21 protein-coding genes are annotated in these 20,031 nt (G+C 45.5%); 9 read left to right on the forward strand and 12 right to left on the reverse strand.

What is annotated here, in order from left to right; translation table 11 throughout:
* Positions 1-196: 196 nt before the first annotated feature.
* The 7 genes from A1OO_RS15185 to A1OO_RS15215 form a co-directional block, all read right to left on the reverse strand.
* The gene (locus A1OO_RS15185) at positions 197-1,081 is read right to left on the reverse strand and encodes a DUF2861 family protein (protein ID WP_016958752.1); all 885 of its coding nucleotides are present in this window, start codon (positions 1,079-1,081) and stop codon (positions 197-199) included.
* Entirely contained in the window at positions 1,081-1,749 is a 669-nt protein-coding gene (locus A1OO_RS15190; RefSeq protein WP_017003530.1) for a response regulator transcription factor, read from the reverse strand. The genes A1OO_RS15185 and A1OO_RS15190 overlap by 1 nt, the downstream gene beginning before the upstream one ends.
* Positions 1,721-3,160: an ATP-binding protein gene (locus A1OO_RS15195; RefSeq protein WP_026023883.1), complete on the reverse strand. Its 1,440-nt coding sequence runs from the start codon at positions 3,158-3,160 to the stop codon at positions 1,721-1,723. Before A1OO_RS15195 ends, A1OO_RS15190 begins: the two co-directional genes overlap by 29 nt.
* A gap of 145 nt (positions 3,161-3,305) precedes the next feature.
* Positions 3,306-4,691, reverse strand: coding sequence for a Re/Si-specific NAD(P)(+) transhydrogenase subunit beta (pntB, locus tag A1OO_RS15200; protein WP_016958755.1), 1,386 nt, complete (start codon positions 4,689-4,691; stop codon positions 3,306-3,308).
* A 15-nt stretch (positions 4,692-4,706) separates the two neighbouring features.
* Positions 4,707-6,260, reverse strand: a complete 1,554-nt coding sequence (gene pntA, locus A1OO_RS15205; RefSeq protein WP_017003531.1) for a Re/Si-specific NAD(P)(+) transhydrogenase subunit alpha — start codon at positions 6,258-6,260, stop codon at positions 4,707-4,709.
* A gap of 322 nt (positions 6,261-6,582) precedes the next feature.
* On the reverse strand, positions 6,583-6,858 hold the full coding sequence (locus A1OO_RS15210; RefSeq protein ID WP_016958757.1) for an HlyU family transcriptional regulator: 276 nt from the start codon (positions 6,856-6,858) through the stop codon (positions 6,583-6,585).
* Positions 6,859-7,223: 365 nt separating this feature from the next.
* Positions 7,224-7,415 (reverse strand): hypothetical protein, encoded by a 192-nt coding sequence (locus A1OO_RS15215; protein ID WP_016958758.1) that lies wholly within the window; start codon positions 7,413-7,415, stop codon positions 7,224-7,226.
* Positions 7,416-7,796: 381 nt separating this feature from the next.
* On the opposite strand from A1OO_RS15215, the gene A1OO_RS15220 reads away from it, so the two are divergent.
* Positions 7,797-8,615 carry a hypothetical protein gene (locus tag A1OO_RS15220; RefSeq protein WP_016958759.1) on the forward strand — a complete coding sequence of 273 codons (819 nt, stop codon included), beginning with the start codon at positions 7,797-7,799 and terminating at the stop codon, positions 8,613-8,615.
* 464 nt (positions 8,616-9,079) lie between these two features.
* On the opposite strand, the gene A1OO_RS15225 is transcribed toward A1OO_RS15220, so the two are convergent.
* The 3 genes from A1OO_RS15225 to A1OO_RS15235 form a co-directional block, all read right to left on the reverse strand.
* Positions 9,080-10,837 (reverse strand): bifunctional metallophosphatase/5'-nucleotidase, encoded by a 1,758-nt coding sequence (locus A1OO_RS15225; RefSeq protein WP_016958761.1) that lies wholly within the window; start codon positions 10,835-10,837, stop codon positions 9,080-9,082.
* Positions 10,838-10,962: 125 nt separating this feature from the next.
* Positions 10,963-11,196, reverse strand: coding sequence for a hypothetical protein (locus A1OO_RS15230; protein ID WP_241819244.1), 234 nt, complete (start codon positions 11,194-11,196; stop codon positions 10,963-10,965).
* 204 nt (positions 11,197-11,400) lie between these two features.
* Complete coding sequence (locus tag A1OO_RS15235; RefSeq protein ID WP_016958763.1) at positions 11,401-12,240, reverse strand: pirin family protein; 840 nt, start codon at positions 12,238-12,240, stop codon at positions 11,401-11,403.
* A gap of 224 nt (positions 12,241-12,464) precedes the next feature.
* Between A1OO_RS15235 and A1OO_RS15240 the strand changes: the two genes are divergently transcribed.
* From A1OO_RS15240 to A1OO_RS15265, 6 genes are all read left to right on the forward strand, one after another.
* Positions 12,465-13,145 carry a DUF4336 domain-containing protein gene (locus tag A1OO_RS15240; RefSeq protein WP_016958764.1) on the forward strand — a complete coding sequence of 227 codons (681 nt, stop codon included), beginning with the start codon at positions 12,465-12,467 and terminating at the stop codon, positions 13,143-13,145.
* Between the two features lie 105 nt (positions 13,146-13,250).
* A complete protein-coding gene (locus tag A1OO_RS15245; protein ID WP_017003532.1) occupies positions 13,251-14,174 on the forward strand; it encodes a DUF368 domain-containing protein in 924 nt (307 codons plus the stop codon).
* Positions 14,175-14,423: 249 nt separating this feature from the next.
* On the forward strand, positions 14,424-14,798 hold the full coding sequence (locus tag A1OO_RS15250; protein WP_241819139.1) for a hypothetical protein: 375 nt from the start codon (positions 14,424-14,426) through the stop codon (positions 14,796-14,798).
* Positions 14,795-15,376 carry an SCO family protein gene (locus A1OO_RS15255; protein WP_016958767.1) on the forward strand — a complete coding sequence of 194 codons (582 nt, stop codon included), beginning with the start codon at positions 14,795-14,797 and terminating at the stop codon, positions 15,374-15,376. The genes A1OO_RS15250 and A1OO_RS15255 overlap by 4 nt, the downstream gene beginning before the upstream one ends.
* A gap of 82 nt (positions 15,377-15,458) precedes the next feature.
* Positions 15,459-15,920, forward strand: coding sequence for a copper chaperone PCu(A)C (locus A1OO_RS15260; RefSeq protein ID WP_016958768.1), 462 nt, complete (start codon positions 15,459-15,461; stop codon positions 15,918-15,920).
* 194 nt (positions 15,921-16,114) lie between these two features.
* Positions 16,115-16,360 carry an LPP leucine zipper domain-containing protein gene (locus tag A1OO_RS15265; protein WP_016958769.1) on the forward strand — a complete coding sequence of 82 codons (246 nt, stop codon included), beginning with the start codon at positions 16,115-16,117 and terminating at the stop codon, positions 16,358-16,360.
* A 20-nt stretch (positions 16,361-16,380) separates the two neighbouring features.
* On the opposite strand, the gene A1OO_RS15270 is transcribed toward A1OO_RS15265, so the two are convergent.
* Together A1OO_RS15270 and A1OO_RS15275 are read right to left on the reverse strand one after the other, a co-directional pair.
* Positions 16,381-17,328: a L,D-transpeptidase family protein gene (locus tag A1OO_RS15270; protein WP_017003533.1), complete on the reverse strand. Its 948-nt coding sequence runs from the start codon at positions 17,326-17,328 to the stop codon at positions 16,381-16,383.
* A gap of 286 nt (positions 17,329-17,614) precedes the next feature.
* Positions 17,615-18,025 (reverse strand): hypothetical protein, encoded by a 411-nt coding sequence (locus A1OO_RS15275; RefSeq protein ID WP_016958772.1) that lies wholly within the window; start codon positions 18,023-18,025, stop codon positions 17,615-17,617.
* A 330-nt stretch (positions 18,026-18,355) separates the two neighbouring features.
* Between A1OO_RS15275 and msrP the strand changes: the two genes are divergently transcribed.
* Both msrP and msrQ read left to right on the forward strand, forming a co-directional pair.
* On the forward strand, positions 18,356-19,378 hold the full coding sequence (msrP, locus tag A1OO_RS15280) for a protein-methionine-sulfoxide reductase catalytic subunit MsrP (RefSeq protein WP_016958773.1): 1,023 nt from the start codon (positions 18,356-18,358) through the stop codon (positions 19,376-19,378).
* Positions 19,378-19,995 (forward strand): protein-methionine-sulfoxide reductase heme-binding subunit MsrQ, encoded by a 618-nt coding sequence (gene msrQ / locus A1OO_RS15285; RefSeq protein WP_017003534.1) that lies wholly within the window; start codon positions 19,378-19,380, stop codon positions 19,993-19,995. Before msrP ends, msrQ begins: the two co-directional genes overlap by 1 nt.
* Positions 19,996-20,031 lie beyond the last annotated feature (36 nt).

A 20,031-nucleotide genomic window follows, 5' to 3' on the forward strand; every position in this document is an offset into this window, starting at 1 on the left:
TTCTGATCATCAAAGGTCAGGAGACTTAAGCACATATCAATGACACGCTGTCTCTCTGTTTGTTTACAATCATGATCTTAGTCGACGATAAGTATCAACTTGGAGACACATTTTAAAGGTGTGACATCACTCATGTGTATGAGCGAAATAGGTGCAGAAAATAGTAGGGATATTCGCAAATAGCCTCAACGACGACTTACTTAACGTCTTTGTTTAATGACAGTTCTTTTAAATCAATATCGGGTAAATCAATTGATCGAGCAATGCGTTGAACATCTTCAAATAAAATAGCTCCCTGCCAACGCCGTTCTATCAACGCCACTGAAAACCAATACTGTCCATTAGGTACATCTATCACCGGCAACGATGTAGGCAAGTTTTTGTCTTTATCTTCTGACCAAATGGGGGCATCTTCCACGCCAGTTTGCTGATAAAGATTCATCGAGAGAAATGGACGCGGGCAAGTGCTCTTGAGATCTATCCTTGGCGCAATACGCCAGCTTCTGCTGTCTTTCCAACTGATCTTTTGAATCGGCTCAGGTTGAGCAATAAGCACCCATGATGACCAAGCCTCTCCTTCTTTAGAAGTGAGGTCGAGCTTGTAAAGACCCGCAGGAACAGCGCCGGCTACCGCTTCAAACTCCAACTTGAATTGGTTTTCGTTTTCCTCTGTCAGTTCTGAAAGAATCAACGATTGATTGGGCCATTCCGCAAATGAAAGGCTGGCTATCCCTTGGTTGGAGTTGCCATAAATGGAGAACTGATAGTAAACACGGTTAGGGGTTTGAACTGTTTCACGACGAATCACCATACTTTCCAGCCAGCTAGGCAAAGATAAGGTGCTCAAACTTCTTCCACAGTCTTCACTGATCGCCAAAGACAGTAATTCAGTCAGATGACGATGCTCAGTACTGGTCTTTTCTTGTTGCCATGCTTCCACCATCGCATCAAAACTTTCTGCGGTATTTCCTTCCAACAAGCGTTGATGAGCCGATGTCAGCGCATCCGATCCACTAAACCATGCACAGACACCTTTCAGGGGCAGCGCCATCATGACGAAAAGAAATACCGCGCGAACCATTATTGCACTTTCATCCTATATCCCACACCGCGAAGTGTTTCGATATCAATTTCAGGTAGCTTTTGGCGAAGCTGAAGGACATGAGTGTCTACCGTACGCGTCGTCGGGTAGTGGTTGTAGCCCCACACTTGATCCAACAGTTCGTCACGCGTAAATACACGTCCCGCATTTCTCGCTAGAAACGCCAAAAGGTCGAATTCCGTTCGTGTCAAAATCACTTCGTTATTTGAACAAATCACACCACGTGTTGACAGGTTGATACGCAGTTTACCCACGACGATATCGTCGGAATCAACATCGTCTTCTGATGCAGGTTTACGTAAATGCACGCGAATACGTGCCAATAACTCAGCCTCTGCAAATGGCTTTGTCATATAATCAGTCGCGCCGGAGTCAAGTCCTCCCACTCTGTCCCGCACTGACACCATTGCGGTTAACATGATCACAGGGACTTCTTTAATTTTTCGCCAATCCGGCAACCAATCCATTGAATCGCCTTCCGGCAATTGACGGTCCAAGACGACCAAATCAGCATCCACCCACAATGCTTCTACTTTGCTTGCACAATCTGCGTACAAACATGTATATCCGTTTTGCTCAAGACTGGCCAATAGGCCATCTGCTAGGTTTGCGTCATCCTCAACGAGCAACAGAGTCGTTTGGGTCACAAGGTATCTCCAAAATAAACGTCGTTGGAGGGCCGATAAGTATTAATTGGCCCCCCATCCTTTCAATCATCGATTCAACAATTGTCAGTCCAAGCCCTAGGCCTTTCTCACTGACAAAAGGTTTACGTATTGTTTTCCAATCCTTCGCGGTTAACTGTCCCTGATCCTGTACTTGAATCTTCAGTAAACCATGACTGATTTCGGCATTCACCTTAACGGGTGCGATACCATATTTCTTTGCGTTGCTTATAAGGTTGTCTAGCGATGTCGTCAACCAATAAATGTTAACTGCAACACACCCATCTTCTTTGACAGCCAATTCAACATCACGTTCTTCACAAATGTAACCCAGCCACTCAGAAAGCGAAGGGATATCCTCTCGGACAAGCTGTTGCTGATTCGATTGCAAATAATCTTTGCTCGCTTCTGCCAATTGCTTGAGACGCATTGAGTCTTCACACAAACGCCGAAATTCATCATAAAGCGCTTCGGGGAGGCTATCGAACTTACGCCTGAAGCCTTCAACCGTCATAGACAGACTCGCAATCGGAGTGCGAAGTTCATGCGTCAAAATTTGCAGTACTAGCATGCGTTCTTGCATCAAGCGTCTTTTGACTGTCCAACGGTTGAATACCCAACCGGCTATCCACAAAAGGTTTATCACTGCCAATATGACAACAAGATTCGACCAATATGAGGGGGCTTGTTCTTGGTTCCAACAGACATTGCCTATACGAGACAAACAATACGCGTCGTTATCCGTTGGGGATGCTAACAAATCGCGTTTTTCAAGCAACGGAAGCCATACATCGATACCATAAATTTTGTATTGGCTGCCTTCGCGTAGCCATAGCTCTTCACCAGACAGGATTGATTCGGCCCCATCATTTAGCGCACTCACGCCGTTTTCAGGCATCCGTTGCAGACGCCCTAACAAAGTATCAGGCGGCGCAAGTAGGCGCTCTTTTATGTGAAAGAAGCGAAGAAGCTCATCTCTGCGTTCGGGGAATTTCTCGACGTACTTCGCCGCATAACTTCCCCCACCAGGGTGAATAAGATTCGATCGTGAAAACCAAACAGGTGGCAAGCGAGTGTTAAAACACAGCGCACGCGTGAAAACCAAAGGATCCGTAACCAATGGGCTAACAGGCCACGCGCCTTTGCATTTCTCAGAGGCTTGATAAAGTCGTTTCAAATCTTTCAGGGGGTAGTTTACGGACTGAGGCAATAAGCTGCCCGCTACCAATAGCGGCTTGGGATATTCGCTATGAACAGCATTCAATGTATACGCTGCCGCAGGTCGCTCTAATAAGAGTGATGACCTGAAAGCACCGAGTTGCTCAGGGAAAGATCCGTTGGCCAGTATATAAGGGCTGACAAAAGACAACATGATAAGTAGGAACGTACGCATTCGAAGAGAGTAGCATCAAAATATTACCAATTGTCAGTACTTTGTCAGAGTGAACGCTGCAAATAAACCTGTTGGCTACTCCTCATACAAAAAAGGCCAGCTTTCGCTGGCCTTCCTATAACGCTACTACGGCTAGAGCGCGAGATTAAAGTGCTTTCGCAATCGCTTCTACGCTTTCTTTCGCATCACCAAACAGCATTGCAGTGTTCTCTTTGAAGAACAGTGGGTTTTGAACACCCGCATAACCCGTATTCATTGAGCGCTTAAACACGATAACATTCTTCGCATTCCACACTTCAAGAACCGGCATACCCGCAATTGGACTGTTAGGATCTTCCATTGCTGCTGGGTTAACAGTGTCATTCGCGCCGATAACTAGAACCGTGTCCGTCTGTGGGAAATCATCATTGATTTCATCCATTTCAAGCACGATATCATATGGCACTTTAGCTTCAGCAAGCAAAACGTTCATGTGGCCTGGCAAACGACCCGCTACAGGGTGAATACCAAAGCGAACATTGATACCTTTCGCACGAAGTTTTTCAGTAATGTCCTGAACAGGATACTGCGCCTGAGCTACCGCCATGCCGTATCCTGGCGTGATGATAACCGAGCGAGAATCTTTCAGCATTTCTGCTACTTCTTCTGCTGACGTTTCACGATGCTCACCATACTCAACATCACTTGCTACAGAAACTTCCTGACCGAAACCACCGGCGATAACGCTGATAAAAGATCGGTTCATTGCTTTACACATGATGTAAGAAAGAATCGCACCAGACGAGCCTACCAGCGCACCGGTCACAATCAACAGGTCGTTTGCCAGCATGAAGCCCGCTGCCGCTGCTGCCCAACCTGAATACGAGTTCAGCATTGAAACCACAACCGGCATGTCCGCACCACCAATCGATGCGACCAAGTGGTAACCGAACGCGAATGCAATCAACGTCATTATGATCAGCGCAAACACACTGCCATCAGCTTTCACGAAGTAAGCCATCAACAATGCAGATGCCACGATCGCTGCCAAGTTAAGCTTGTGCTTATGTGGCAGATTCAGCGCTGATGAAGAAATGATGCCGCGAAGCTTTCCAAAGGCAACGATAGAACCAGTAAAGGTTACCGCACCAATGAACACACCCAAGAACACTTCCACCATGTGGATAACGTGCTCAGTGTGCGCAAATTCGCCGCTGTATTCTGGTGGCGCGAGAAAGCTGTTAAAACCGACCAATACCGCAGCCATACCCACAAAGCTGTGAAGTACGGCAACCAGTTCTGGCATTTCAGTCATTTCAACTTTCTTGGCGTAATAAATACCGATCGCGCCACCGATGATCATTGCAAGAATGATCCAAGTGATACCTTGAGAGTACGGGCCGAAGATGGTTGCAATCAATGCAATCGCCATACCCGCCATACCGTAATAGTTACCGGCTCTCGCTGACTCTTGCTTTGATAACCCAGCCAAACTCAGGATAAAAAATAGTGCAGCAACAATATATGCCGCTTGTGCTAGTCCTGCAGACATTCCTTGCTACTCCTACTAATCTTTACGGAACATTTCAAGCATGCGCTTGGTAACGGTGAAACCGCCAAAAATGTTAATGCTTGCAATAAGAACCGCAATGAATGCGAGGAAGGAAACCACACCATTACCTTGTCCAATTTGCAACAAAGCACCGACAACGATAATGCCTGAAATTGCATTCGTGACTGACATTAGCGGCGTATGCAGCGCATGGGTGACGTTCCAGACCACGTAGTAGCCAACAACACATGCCAAAACAAATACCGTGAAGTGGGATAAGAAGGCGGGTGGAGCGACTGACGCAACCCAACCAAATGCCGCCAAAGCAACAGCCAGACCCGCCAATTTCTTCTTAGGCGAAACAGGCTCATTGACTTTCTTCTTAGCAACTGGCTGAACGTCAACTTTCGCTTGTGGTTGTGCTGACACTTGAATGGGTGGCGCAGGCCATGTGATTTCGCCTTCTTTCACCACGGTAACACCGCGAAGAACAACATCGTCGAAATCAATGTTGATGTTGCCATCTTTCTCTTTGCAAAGAAGCTTCATCAAGTTAACAAGGTTAGTACCGTATAGCTGTGAAGACTGAGTTGGCAGACGGCTTACCATATCGGTATAACCGATAACTTTCACGCCATTTTCAGTAAGAACAACTTTATCCGCTTCAGTGTATTCACAGTTACCGCCGTTTGCCGCAGCCAGATCGACGATAACGCTACCCGCACTCATCGAATCAACCATTTCTTTGGTGATTAGCTTCGGCGCTGGACGGCCTGGGATAAGCGCTGTCGTGATAATGATATCAACGTCTTTCGCTTGCTCAGCATAAAGTTCAGCGGCTTTACGATTGAAGTCATCTGACATTTCTTTCGCGTAACCGTCACCACTGCCCGCTTGTTCTTCGAACGCAACTTCGAGGAACTGCGCACCCATACTTTCGACTTGCTCTTTTACTTCAGGGCGAACGTCAAACGCACGAACAATAGCGCCAAGGCTACCCGCTGCGCCGATAGCAGCAAGACCAGCGACACCAGCACCCGCGACAAAGACTTTCGCAGGGGGAACTTTACCTGCAGCAGTAATTTGACCGGTAAAGAAACGACCGAACTCGTGAGCAGCTTCAACCACGGAACGATAGCCCGCAATATTAGCCATAGAACTCAACGCATCCAGAGCTTGCGCACGCGAAATACGCGGCACTGCATCCATGGCCAGTACGTTGATTTTCTGAGAGGTGAGTTGCTGCATCAATTCTTCGTTCTGGGCTGGCCAGATGAAGCTCACAAGGGTTGCCCCCTCTTTGATACGCGCAATTTCGTCAACGCCAGTCTCTGCATTTTTCACAGGTGCGTTAACTTTAAAGATAATATCTGACTGCCATACGGAATCGGCATCAGCTACTTTTGCTCCAGCCTGCTCGAAAGCAGTGTTATCAAAGCTAGCGAGTAGTCCAGCATTGCTTTCAACAACAACCTCGAAGCCCATTTTAATGAGCTGCTCTACCGTTTTAGGTGTGGCAGCCACTCGCGTTTCATGCGCAAGTATTTCTTTTGGAACACCAATTTGCATAGTTAGTCCCTGACTATTGGCAGTGTAAGTTATCTGTTTGTAACGAACTGAAAAGGCTTAATCAAGCATTTTTGTAGTAAAAACACCAAAATAATCAATAAACCATCTAAAAACGATCAAATCTTAAAGAATTTTGGTGATAAAATAACGCCATTTGTTTGTGGACGGAGGTCATACCTCCCAAATTACACTATTGTTAAACTACTGATTAAATGCTGATTTAAGCAATAATCAAATCAAACCCGCTACCCATTCAATATCCATTCGAAGCCTTGGCGTACATTTGACCGGAAACACAGATATTTGCGTTGATCTTGGTCATTTAGCTAAACATTCTTTCGCCCATTTGATCGATAAATAAATGAGACTTTTTGAGCATAAGTTCTGCTGCACCAGCCTCACTTGGCAACAGATCAGAACGTATGAAGGAATGCGTTTGGACTTCACCATCAATCTCTTTGCAAATGCGCCCACTAATCCGAAATTGACCACCTTCAGATTTGGGTTCTGGGTAAATGAGAAAACCCTTATATTCGGTTGGTTCAGCCTGTTTGCTAGGCTTATCTTTATCGCCAAATAACCAGTTAAACAATCCCACGCAATGTCACCCTCTTCGGTTCTCCAAAATACTGAATAAACATACTGACGAACTGCATCAGCCTTGTCTATAGTCGTACCCGAACAACACACGGTAAACATAACGAAAAAAGGAGAGGATAGTGATAAACAATAACTTGTGGGGTATATAAGAAATTTAATGGCGATGACGCTGTTTCAAAGAATGGCATATACCCAAACCACCTCAAGCTCCTTGTTCTGCGAGATTTTGTTTAGGTTCTGGATCTAAGCAGGGGGAGATAATACGACTGTAGATTGGAAGGAAAAAGAGATAAGGGAAAAACAAAAAACGCCGGTTCGTCACCAGCGCCTTGTCGTATTCTTTTCAAGTTGTCGTGAAAAAATTTAGCGGATCAGCCCGATATCGCGCTTGATGTGTTCTGGCAAATCATGAGTAGAATGAAATGTGTTGCTCACATCTTTCTTGCGCAGTACGTCCATTACATGGGCAATCAATCCTTTGAAAGAAACCGCATAGTTTTTTTGCACTTTTTCAACAGAAGTCATGGCTGGGCCAAGGTTTACTACCTGTGTCATATTTGCCTCACTATGTGATTGTCTTTACAGCACAAATTCTAATCGTATTCCCATCGTTTATGAAATGACTTTAATTCCTCAATTGGATTAGTTTTTCTAATGTTGCGTTTGATCTATGTGTGTTTTTATTGCTAAAAAATCGGGATTTTTAATAACCCTACAATTGATCACCAAAAAAACACGCATTATTAAATTTAATTTATCATCTCATTTTCACTCTGTTAACATCCTTCTTTAACAATAAACTCCGAGACTTCTTTGTTAGCATTTCTTAGTCAACATTCATCAGTACTTCTTATTGCCGCCGCACTATTAGGTTTTACCTTTCCTAACTTGTCAGCTGCCAGCATCCCTTACCTGCCGTATATATTGTTTGCATTAATGCTTTTTACCCTCATTGGCATTAATCAACGCGCGTTGGTTCAAGCTCTCTTTAATCGCTCGGCATGGATTTATGCCCTCGTCCATGGCGGCGTCACTACCCTCGTCGTTTCAAGTATTGCATTGCTGTTTGGTGCTAGCACTGAATTACTGATGGCAGCGACTGCCGTCTGTGCCACCGGAAGTCTGTTTGCCACGCCTGCCATCGTAAGATCTGTTGGCTTTGATCCATTGGCGGCAATGGCATTCACCCTATCCAGTACTTTGATGATGCCAGTCATCTTGTACATCAACCTTGCTGTGTTTAGTGGCGATGAATTCTCACTCGATTTACAAAGTTATTGCTTAAGGCTGGCCGTGTTCATCATCGGTCCAATGGTGATTTCTTATCTCATTCACCAATATGTTCCTCAAAAACACCTCTCTCGCATCCACGGTAAGCTTGCACAGTTCACTATCTTACTTGTCTTCAGCTTCCCGTTTGGTTTAACAGGTCAATACCGTACGCTGTGGAACGACGACAGATCTTTTGCTATCACCATGTTCTTTATGGCTTTTGCAATATGCATTTTATTCTTCATCATTGGGTTGGCGCTGTATTGGCGAAAAGGGCGAGAAGCCGCATATGTCGCCGCGATTACATCAGGCAATAGAAATGTGCTACTGACCTATTCAGTGGCCGGGGCATTTCTAGGCCCACTGTATTTGCCATTGGTAGGCGCATTGCAATTCCCAATATTTTTACAACCTATTGTGGTGAGGTATTTATTGAGAAGAGGAGACAGAAAAGCACAAAAAGAGGGATTGAATAGACGATAAAAAGAAGAATACGAGAAATAAGGAACACCAACACAACGACCGTGTTGTCAGTTTTTTATATTTAATAACAGAGTGCTAGCCTGATGGGCCCTTTATCAGACTATTGGACAGTTGTCCGTCAGCTATTTGTTATCAGCCTCCTGCGCCTGGCACGAAGTAAACCAGTGATAACCATGCCGCCACCCAGAAGGTGATTAAACCGAAATCTAACCAGTCGCGTTTTTCTACCATGATTTATTCCCCTATCGCTGCATCACTTACTTTATCGACGCTGAATCCGACTTCTTGAGACTTTTTCGGATATACCTAATTCATAGACGGCAAAACATCGCCATGTTTCCAACAGCTTGCAAGTTTTGGGCACAAATGTGATGCAGCACGAGAAATAGTTAACATAATGAAAAATAGCGACATTTATAGTCGCTATTTCAATGAGTTAAAACATAGTTTCATCGAAGGGGAAATCAGTCAATGCCATCTGATTTACACTCAGGGCAAGGGACATAATTTGCCAACACCATTGAAGTTGCTGACAACGTTTCCTTGGTTCGCGCAAATTCAATGAAGCTTTCAGAAAGCGTGACGTCAATGGAGCGTGGTGGCTCTTTGAGATGCTTAAGGGAGTCATATCCCTCTTTGCCTTGAGAGGTATAGGCGGAAGAAACGGCGGTATAGGTGCTATCGCGTTCAATATTCAACCATTCGCCGTCAAGACGTTGGTACTGAAGCGTTGTAATGCGCTCACCTTTGGGCATTTCACATTGATAGATGTATTTCAGCCCTGCGGTATAAGGAAAACTGCCGTCACCCGTCCCTTCAGTGCCATTGTTGATTGCATTGTCAATGGCACCTTCAAGCGCTTGCATGACCTGCAGCCCTGTTGGTTTGTACAACATTAGATCAATGGCAAAAGGCAAAAGTCGGCCTGCAATTTCAGCGGCAGTGAGTTTCCCCTGCTCAAGACTGACGCGAACACCTCCCGCATTGTGAATCGCAAAGTCCACCAGATGGCCACGTTGACGAGCGGCAAAGAGCAAACCTTCGCAAACGAGCGGTGCAATTTCACTGCCGCCTTTTTCATCAGGCACGCGAAGGTGACGTAATCTTGCTGGCAATAGCGTGACAACGTCACTCTTCAGTTTTTCAACGGCTGGTTTATAACGCGCATTCAGCACCTGTTTTATGCTTTCATCGCCTCGGCAATGAAGCACATTAGGCTGCTGGGCTAAATATTCTTTCGCGGTCTTGAATGCCTCTTCGGGCAGACTTTGATCCCAAGAAGCATCCATCGCAAGGCTTCTGCCTAGCATAAGATAGTTGCTGCCGCTGTAGGCGCTGACTTTACCTTGCTCATCAAGCGTCACAATGAGTTTGCCCAATGCAAAAGAGTGACAACCCGCCTGCACCACCAGCGTGTCGTTGATCAATCGACCATACGGACCCATATCCCCTAAGCCAACGTTAGTAAAATCGCCTTGCAACACATGGCTGTGTCCACCCACGATGACCGAAACACCTTCCACTTCTTCTGCCACTTTCAAATCTGGTTCGTAACCCAGATGACTGAGCAAGATAATGTGGTGAGTGCCGAACTCGCGTTTGATATAAGAGACAGTATTGATGATCGTCTGTTTGGCATTGACGAATGGTGTGTCGGCATCTGGCATCGCAATATCGGCCATTTTATCTAGCGCAACACTAAAGATAGCGACCGTCTGATCATCCATTTTTTTGAGCAATACATTCGCAATTTGTTTATCGGGATCATACGGCAGTAATTGCTTCTTACCTTTAACGGGAAAGCGTTTGCGGTCTGATTCATTGCTGACATCCCAATTGCCAGCAAGTAATGGAAATTCTATTTGATCGAGAAATCGTGAAACTGCGCTATTGCCAAGATCAAGCTCATGATTCCCCAAAGCCATAGCATCAGGGTTAAGCAAATTGAGCATCGTTGCGTTCGCTTCGCCTTTGAACAGACTGTAATAAAGCGTGCCTTGAAAGCAATCCCCCGCATGAAGAAACAGGAAACCGTCTGTATCCGCTTGGGTTTCTTGTCTAAATGATTTAACGACAGAGGATATACGAGCAAAGCCGCCTACATTGGCATAAATACGCTCATCAAGTCCTTGCACAGCCAATGACATTGGCGTTGGTTCGAAATGGGAGTGGGTATCGTTGATATGCGCGATGGCGAGCGTTATTGGCGTGACGGTAGGCATGATTTCCTTTTACGCGTTTCACAAAAGCTGAGTGTATCAAACTCTAAGTCTAGTTCACACACATCACACTTTTGTTGCAAGAAAATCTAAGACTTCACTGAGGACAGAATAGCTCGTCGATTAGGTCATTGCCCTATCTGAGCAATGAAGGAAACAAACTTCACCGATGCACCGAGCATTAGACTCATCATCGCGGCATACCACCACTTCATTTCTTCAGAAGAAAGGCTCTGAACATTGAACAGCACCACATTGAGCCTATGCCATTTTTCAGTTCGATAAGCATACTGGAAAGCACAACGAATCAGCATCACCACGCCGGTGACCAAGAAAACTGTTTCAATCGCGTGTGCAATCACTGGTAGCAAACTGTTCACTCCTTCTATCAACAAACAAAATAAAACAAATGCGCAATCAAGATTCAATGTTTTATTTACACGGAGAGTATAGTTCGTGAAGTGAAGGGAAAAAGACCAAGATAAAATGCGGTTGTGATCATAATGGTTTGTTCAGATAACAAAGGGAGCCATTGCTCCCTTCTATTCGATTGGCCAGTTAACCCTTCACTCGGTGAGCACACCATTTTGATAATCTTGGATCGCCTGATTAATCTCATCCATCGAATTCATCACAAATGGACCGTAATGCACAACAGGCTCATCAATGGGCAGCCCCGCCAAGATCAGCACACCAGAATCTTTAACGGCTTTCAACGAAAGCTGTTCTCCCTCAGAAAGCTGAACCAAATGCCCCTGACTTATCTGCTTACCCGCGACCTCTATGCTGCCTTTATAGACGAACAGATTCACTTGGTAGGCCGATGACATGGCAATGTTACGCGCCTCTCCCGCCAGTGCTTGCCAATCTGCAATCAATGTTTCAACACCTGTATTCTGCAAAGGTCCAGTGATTGCCTCACCGTTTTCAATGGCATTGCCTGAAATCATTCGAAGTAGGTTTTGTGCTGACCCGAACTCGTTGATTTCTGGCGCTTGAAAATCGTGGTATTGCGCCGGAAGCATTTTCTTTGCTGCTGGCAGATTAATCCAGATTTGAAAGCCATGCAGTTCGCCGTCATTCATGATCGGCATTTCACTGTGGATCACGCCCTTTCCAGCAGACATCCATTGTGCACCACCGCTGCTAAGCTCACCCACATTGCCCATGTGGTCACGATGCTGAAAGTGTCCTTTTAACATATACGTCAGGGTTTCAATTCCACGATGCGGGTGAGGAGGAAAACCGCCAATATAGTCATTTGGATTGTCGCTTTTAAGCTCGTCGATCATCAAAAACGGACTGAGCTTCGCATCGTTAAAGCCATGAACGCGATTGATTTTAACGCCATCACCGTCTTTTGAAGGGTGAGACTGAATAACACGAGTGACGGTTCTTAATTTCATAACAAGCTCCTTTGTTAGAGACAGTCTAGGGCAGAGTGACCCAAGGAAAAACCCACCAAACAGGAACAACTTGTTCTGTTTTTTCGAACAATCAATTTGGATGCAAAAAGTCTTTCGTGTTCAACAAAGTTATTTGCTTATCAAAGGCGAAAAAATTTTCTGTCCCAGTACGGACATCTCTGATATCTATACCCAAGTTCTACCAATTCACGGATGAATTTCTAATGATCGAATGGAAAGCTGACCATCTTTGGTACCACAGCGAAACATATCGTTGTTTTGGCGTCGATATTGGCCAGAGAATGACGATTGTTCGGCTGGATGATGGAAGCTTATTGGTTCATAACCCTTGTGAACTTACAGAAGACATCAAAACGCAGATAGCCGTACTCGGCAGAGTAAGCTGCGTCACCACGGTTAATCAAAGTTTGCATCACCCCCTATCAGACTGGTGGCTTGTGTATCCCGATGCCTATTTTTACTCGGCTCCCGGTCTTGCCACAAAACGCACTGATATTGGTTTTGATGGCGAACTAACATCCACCACTTCACCGAGATGGCGTAATCAACTCTACCAAACAGTTTTGCGTGGCAATGACCAAAATGAAGAAGTGGTATTTTGTGATCCCAACAGTCGGACCTTAATGGTGGGTGAAAGCTTAATTTTGTTAAACCACGGATCAGTATTGCGTCGTGCCGTAGGAAAAGTCAGCGGTTGTCGCCAACATGCCAAAGTTCCGCTCACCCAGCGCTTCCAGATCAAGGACCCAAAATTGCTACGACGTTCGCTACAAGAGATACTCACTTGGCCATTTGATCACATATTGCCCGTGCATGGTGACCCTATATACCATGATGGAAAAACGAAGCTTGCTGAGGCCTATGGCTGGCTGTTGCACAGATAGTGGCTCGAAGTACATTGTTAGACTCTTACCACTAATTCATAGCCCTTTACATTCAAGTCGCTATAATTGGGCAATAATTTTTCCACGTCCCCATAGAAGCAGTTCATGAAACAAAATATTTTAACCTTTTTAAAAGGAATGGCCATGGGTGCGGCCGATGTCGTTCCCGGCGTTTCCGGTGGCACAATCGCATTTATCACCGGCATTTATGACACCCTTTTAGAAAGCATCCGTCGCGTCAATCCATCTATATTCTCTCGTTGGCGTAACGAAGGGTTCGCCGCCGTGTGGACTCACGTTAACGGCACATTTCTCAGTACTTTGCTGGCCGGTATTCTGACTGCAATTTTGACACTCGCCAAAGCCGTTTCTTACGCACTAACCGAACACCCCATCGTCATTTGGTCGTTTTTCTTCGGCCTTATCGTGGCATCTGCCTTACACATGATCAAACAAGTTGAACGTTGGTCACTGCCTGAGGTTGCTCTCGCCATCGCAGGTGCGGTGTTCGCATACGGTATTACTGTTGCTAACCCAATATCTCTTGAGTTCAACATGCTCACCGTATTCATCGCGGGTTCTATCGCTATTTGCGCGATGATCTTACCAGGCATTTCTGGCAGCTTTATTCTTTTGCTGCTTGGCATGTACGGTCCTGTGCTAGACGCAGTAAAAGGCCTAAACATCCCCATTCTTGGCTTGTTCGCACTAGGCTGCTTAGCGGGTTTATTGACCTTCTCTCATGTCCTTTCTTGGTTACTACGATCCTATCGTAGTTTTACTATCGCCTTTCTTACCGGTTTGCTTATTGGAGCACTTGGAAAAGTATGGCCATGGAAAGAAGTGCTCAGTTTCCGCATTAACTCATCGGGTGAACAAGTGCCATTGATTGAGAAAGTCCTGTCCCCATCCGCATTTGAAGCGGCAACCGGGCAACCGTCTCAACTTATCGTTGGACTTCTAATGATGGCTGTCGGATTTGGGCTCGTTCTTGGCTTAGAAAAAGTGTCACAGAAGCTTGGCGACTAATCAGCCTATATGCCACACGGCTGACACGATGCACAAACATTAGCGTCTTGAAATGAAAGGGTTGCCGCGAGGCAGCCCTTTTTCATTTAGCCTATTTCAAGACCTTACTCACATAGATATCAGGAGGATGGTGATACACTTTTCAGCGTTTATTCCTCAATATTGTTCTTTATGAAAAATAGCCTTTTTACACATCGTCGATGGTTCGACGCCTTTTCTCTCCTTATTTTTCTTTGCGCAGGCTATTTTTTGGCCGATCAGTTTCTGTTTTCTGAATCCAATGAATCCGTCACCACGACACCAGCCTGCACACTTGGCACAACACCTTGCGCATTTTCTTCGGCAATAGCAAAACTCACCGAAGATACCGTTACACCTTTAATTCCTGTCACACTCGATGTCACAGTTAACGACAATGACGCACCTTATTTGTTACTGGAAGTCGAAGGTGTGGAAATGAACATGGGGATGTACAAACTCAAGCTAGCCAAGTCTGACAATAATCAATATCGTGGTGAAGTCATGTTGCCACTATGCATGGATGCTGAAATGACATGGCGCGGCGCCATTAGCAGTCCAGACAAGAAAATTTTGCTGCCTATAGACATAAGGATGAAGAGATGAAAACAAAGATCATTGTTTTAGCTCTGGCTTTACTTGCCGGTTTGGGCGCGAGATACATGGTGCAACAAAACGAAACCGTTGAAGCAAATGTTGAACTTGGACAACTAAAAAGTGGTGATCAAAACATCAACCTTTTTGACAATGCAGACGACAGGTTACGCGTGGTCTATTTCGGCTACACCCATTGCCCCGATGTATGTCCAACATCATTAGCCATTCTTTCCGCGGCGCTAAAATCACTCCCAGAAGACGCCTTGACCAATGTTCGCCCACTGTTTGTTACCTTAGATCCCAAAAGAGACGACGCTGAAGCTGCAAAAGAATATGCGGGATATTTCCACCCCATGATTGAAGGTGCGAGTGGCAGTGAACAAGAAATTGCGGCATTGGCACGCAAGTACGGCGTGCTTTATCAAATCACTGAACTTGAAAATTCCGCCATGGAATACGCCGTCGACCACAGTTCCTACTTCTATTTTTTGCAACCTGATGGCACTTTGGTTGAAAAAGTCCCGCACACGCTAAATCCAAACATGGTGTCAGATGCCATCATGAGGCTCACTACTGCCACGCAGTAATCCGTTATCCTAATTACCATCAACGCGCTCCTGGTGCGTTGTTTTCCTTAAACATCAATATATACAAATAAAGGAACCCTTGATGAAAGCCTCTTCGTCTTTATGTGCATTACTCATTGGTCTATTCACTTTTTCTGCACAAGCGACCATCGAAATCAACGATCCTTATGCACGAGCAACACCACCACGAGCGCCAAACAGCGCAGCGTTCATGGTATTAGTGAACTCAGGGGACAAATCCGTCAATTTGGTCAGAGCGGCCACTCCCGCAGCCGGAAAAGTTGAATTGCACAGTCACGTTATGGCTGACGGCATGATGAAAATGCGACAAGTCGAAAACATTGCCATTCCTAGCCATGGAAAAGCGACGTTAGAACCCGGTGGTTTACATGTCATGCTTTTCGATTTGGCTGCACCATTGAAGGAAGGCGAATCACTTCCCCTCACCCTTCACTTCTCAGACGGAACAGAAATCACACAATCTGTTCCTATAAGAAAGACAATAGTTGAATCAAAAATGAAACACAGTCACGATAACGGCTAGAAATCTGCCAAAGTTCTAAACATTTATGCTGACCTGTGACTTAGATTTTTAGGCTGTATCAACAATGAGGCGGATATCAAAGGGCAACAGGCGGCAGAATAGACAATCCCAGTCTATGGTTATACTGCAGCCAGTTATTCAACAGGTAAAAGCAGTAAAGTAATGCAACCCAACAAAAACAATGAGGTTTAACTATGAAAATTCGTCTTCTAGCGTTAGCAGCAGTTGCATCCAGCGCACTACTTGCTGGTTGTTCTGGCAATTCAGCGCTTGAGCAAAGTGTTGCAGATATGTCATCGAAAGTAGATTCTCTTTCAAACCAAGTTTCAGCTCTACAAGGTGACGTAGCTGACGTAGCAGCAGCATCTGCACTGGCTTATGACGAAGCTGCTCGTGCAAATGAGCGTATCGACAACATGGCGCAGTCTTACACTAAGTAAGTCAACTGCACCATATCCCCCTATAATTCTGCGGCATCTTCGGATGCCGCATCGTTATTTCCCATCTCTAACGGCAATCCTGATTGTACCGCTAACGCTGCCCTGTAACGACTCACATTCATTCTGTTGGCTTCCAACCAATGTGCCGTGCGCGCATCTGGTGGCGTAAGAATGCGTGAGCCTGCTTCTGCTTCATCTTCTGAAAGCGGACGATGAACTTCAACATACACTGCGCCATCAGGCTCATAACTGGTTTTCACCGGCTCGTTTATCACACGTACTTTCTCGCCAACCGCCACTTCATTGAACAACCAATCAATGTCCTGCGGGCGCATACGAATACACCCTGAGCTTACACGTAAGCCAATCCCAAAGTCTTTATTTGTACCGTGGATCAAATAAGAGCCAGTGCCATAAGCCAGTCTCAGTGCGTGATTGCCCAATGGATTCTCTGGTCCCGCGGGTACAACTTCAGGCAACACGATATTGCGCTCTTCTAGATACTCTTTGCGAATGCTTGCTGGAGGCGTCCACGTTGGATTTTCACGTTTTTGGCTGATTTTTGTTTTCATAATTGGCGTATCACGGCCAATACGGCCAATACCGATCGGGAAAACATTTACTTTGCCGATTTTCGGTTCGAAATAGTAAAGGCGAAGTTCCGCAAGGTTGATGACAATGCCTTCGTAATCGACGTCAGGCAGGATCAACGCCTGCGGAATCGTGACGAATGAACCTGGCTGCGGCAAATAAGGATCGACGCCAGGGTTGGCTGAAAGCAAGGCGAGAAATCCGACATTGTATTCTTTCGCGATAAGCTCGAGATGCTCGCCCGGTTTAACGACATGCACCGTATTGTCACCAATCAGGCGCGTGTCTTTTTCCGGCCATTCGTATTGGTTTGCTTGAAGTGCAAATGGCATCAGCAATGCACATAAAATTGAAAGTCGTTTTAGCGTTAAACTCATGTGTCAAAATTCTCGGTAATATTTTTCGCCGAATCGATTCTTCATTTACCGCACGTATTCAAACGGACAAATTGCATGTGGCGCTTAATCCAAGACGATTCAGTGTCTTTAACCTTATAGAGTATAAGATATCACGCCAAGCGACTCACCCTTCAGGCTAGCCTCTTTGATTATCACATCAAATGTGCAATTTTTCTCGACGCTGACACAAAACGTAAAGAGCGCCCATCGGCGCTCTTTAACATGAAATCTTCCCACTGCAATACCGAGCAGAACACAGCAATGATCAGAAAAACATTCTAAGTCCAAATGACCCTTCAAATTTGAACGCTGCGTCTTCTTGCCAATACCAGGCTGTTCCCGCTTCTCCGTAGAGTTCAACATTGCCATGCCCCATTGGCAATGCAACACCTAGCCCTGCTCTGGGTCCCCATTTATGCTTAGGGTCATCAACCCACTGCATGCCTGTGTAGCCATAAAGAGGCGCATATTCGGGTCTTGCCAACCACTCACCGAGATTCCATAGGCCATCAACGGCGGCCCCTTTTTCTTGTATTCCTAAAGAAATACGAACCACATCTTGTGACACTGTCACACCAGACATTGGTGAACCAAAAAAAATCCCAGCAGACAAGCCTTGTGCTGACACGGATATCGAAGGCATGGCTAAAGCAAACAATAAGAAAAAACGTTTCATCAAAACTTCCATTTAAATATACCCGAATGACATAACCGTTCAGACGTGCAACGGGCGATAGGAGCGCTTCATTGCAGAGGTGGAATAGCTGAAAATAGGTTCAACCAGGCATCCCAAACGCCTGACTGCCTATAAAACAATCACTTCGTTATATGCATCGACAACGCGATCACTCTACATGCCATCGGTCACATCTACCATCATCCAAGTAACGTTTTTTCATACAGAATGTAAACTAATGAAAGAAATTGCTCGTTATGTAGGTCTGTTCGGAATAATACGTAGGCTTTTGATGAAAGCCTGACCTGAAGTCACCGCCGGAGAGCATCGATGCTGATTCGTGTACCTAAAAAATCTGAGATAAAAGAGCATGAACTGACACCACAATCGGTTTATCACTCGCGAAGAGACATACTGAAAAAGCTAGGAATAATGACAGCCACCTTGCCTTTTGCGGCTCAGAGTCAAGCTAACATCTTTGACATATTCAGTAGCGGAGAAGACAACGCTGAACCAGCGACAGTTTTTCAACGATCCCCGCTTATAACAAACTCAAGCCCTTATGGGAGTGGTTTGTCACTGACTCCGGAATCAAAAGTGCTTACCTACAACAACTTTTATGAGTTTGGTACAGGCAAAGGCGACCCTGTTGAAAACAGCCAGTCTTTTCGCGTTGACCCTTGGAAACTCGAGGTGACTGGATTAGTCAATAACCCTATCACGCTAAGTTATGATGATTTGCTCAAACAGTTTCCATTAGAAGAGCGCTTGTATCGAATGCGCTGTGTGGAAGCATGGTCGATGAATGTGCCATGGATAGGCTTCTCACTTGCTGCTCTATTGAAAGCTGCCGATCCTCTTGGCAGTGCGAAATACGTTGCATTTGAAACCCTACACGATCCCAAACAAATGCCAGGGCAAGCCTCTCAGTTTGTTGGTGGTGGGATTGATTACCCCTACGTTGAAGGATTACGCCTTGATGAAGCCATGAACCCATTAACATTGTTAAGTGTGGGCTTATATGGTCAAACTCTTGCCCCGCAAAACGGCGCACCGGTGCGCTTGGTTGTGCCATGGAAATACGGATTTAAGAGCATCAAGTCGATCGTTAAAATTCATCTTTTGGAATCACAGCCAGCTACAACGTGGAACTTGCTGGCTCGTCACGAGTACGGGTTTTACGCCAACGTGAATCCTCAAGTTGATCATCCGCGTTGGAGCCAAGGCTCAGAACGTTTCATTGGTGAAGGATCAATCTTCAGTTCTCGTCGTCAACCTACACTGATGTTTAACGGCTATGAAGATGAAGTGGCGAGCTTGTACAAAGGCATGGATCTGAGGTCTAGCTACTGATGCCACTCACAGCAAAGCGAATCGTTTGGGTAAAAGCGCTGATTCATGTTGTCAGTCTGACGTTTGCGGCCAATATGGTTTGGTTAGTGCTAAACAACAAGTTCGGCGCTGACCCTGTAGACGGCATCACTCACTACACTGGGCTGGCTGCGCTTAATACTTTGATCATTACTATGTTAGTTAGCCCCATTGCGAAGTATGCGCGACAGGGTTTACTGATCCGTTGTCGGCGGGTGCTTGGGCTATATAGCTTTTTCTGGGCAACCTTACACTTGCTCACGTATTTGGCGTTGGATCTGACATTCGATTTTTCACTTCTAGGCACAGAAATCCTAAGCCGCCCTTACCTCACCGTCGGCGCATTTTGTTGGGTAATCCTTTTTGCACTAACCGTGACTTCAACGTCGCGTATTCAACGGAAAATGGGCGTGAAATGGCAGAAACTGCACAATTCTGTTTATTTGGTTCTTATTTTGGCACCGATTCATTTTTACTGGTCATCAAAGTCTGAATTGCTTGAGCCTTCCCTCTATTTTTTGTTGGGAGTTTCACTACTGGCAATTCGCTGGAAGACCTTAAAAAGAATCGTATTAAACCCGATGCTTAAGCGCGGATAGCCTCACTTTTGAACGCTTCACCACATTTAGCTACCA

Origin of the sequence: Enterovibrio norvegicus FF-33, assembly GCF_000286835.2 — a bacterium.
In the GTDB taxonomy this organism is placed as follows: domain Bacteria; phylum Pseudomonadota; class Gammaproteobacteria; order Enterobacterales; family Vibrionaceae; genus Enterovibrio; species Enterovibrio norvegicus_A.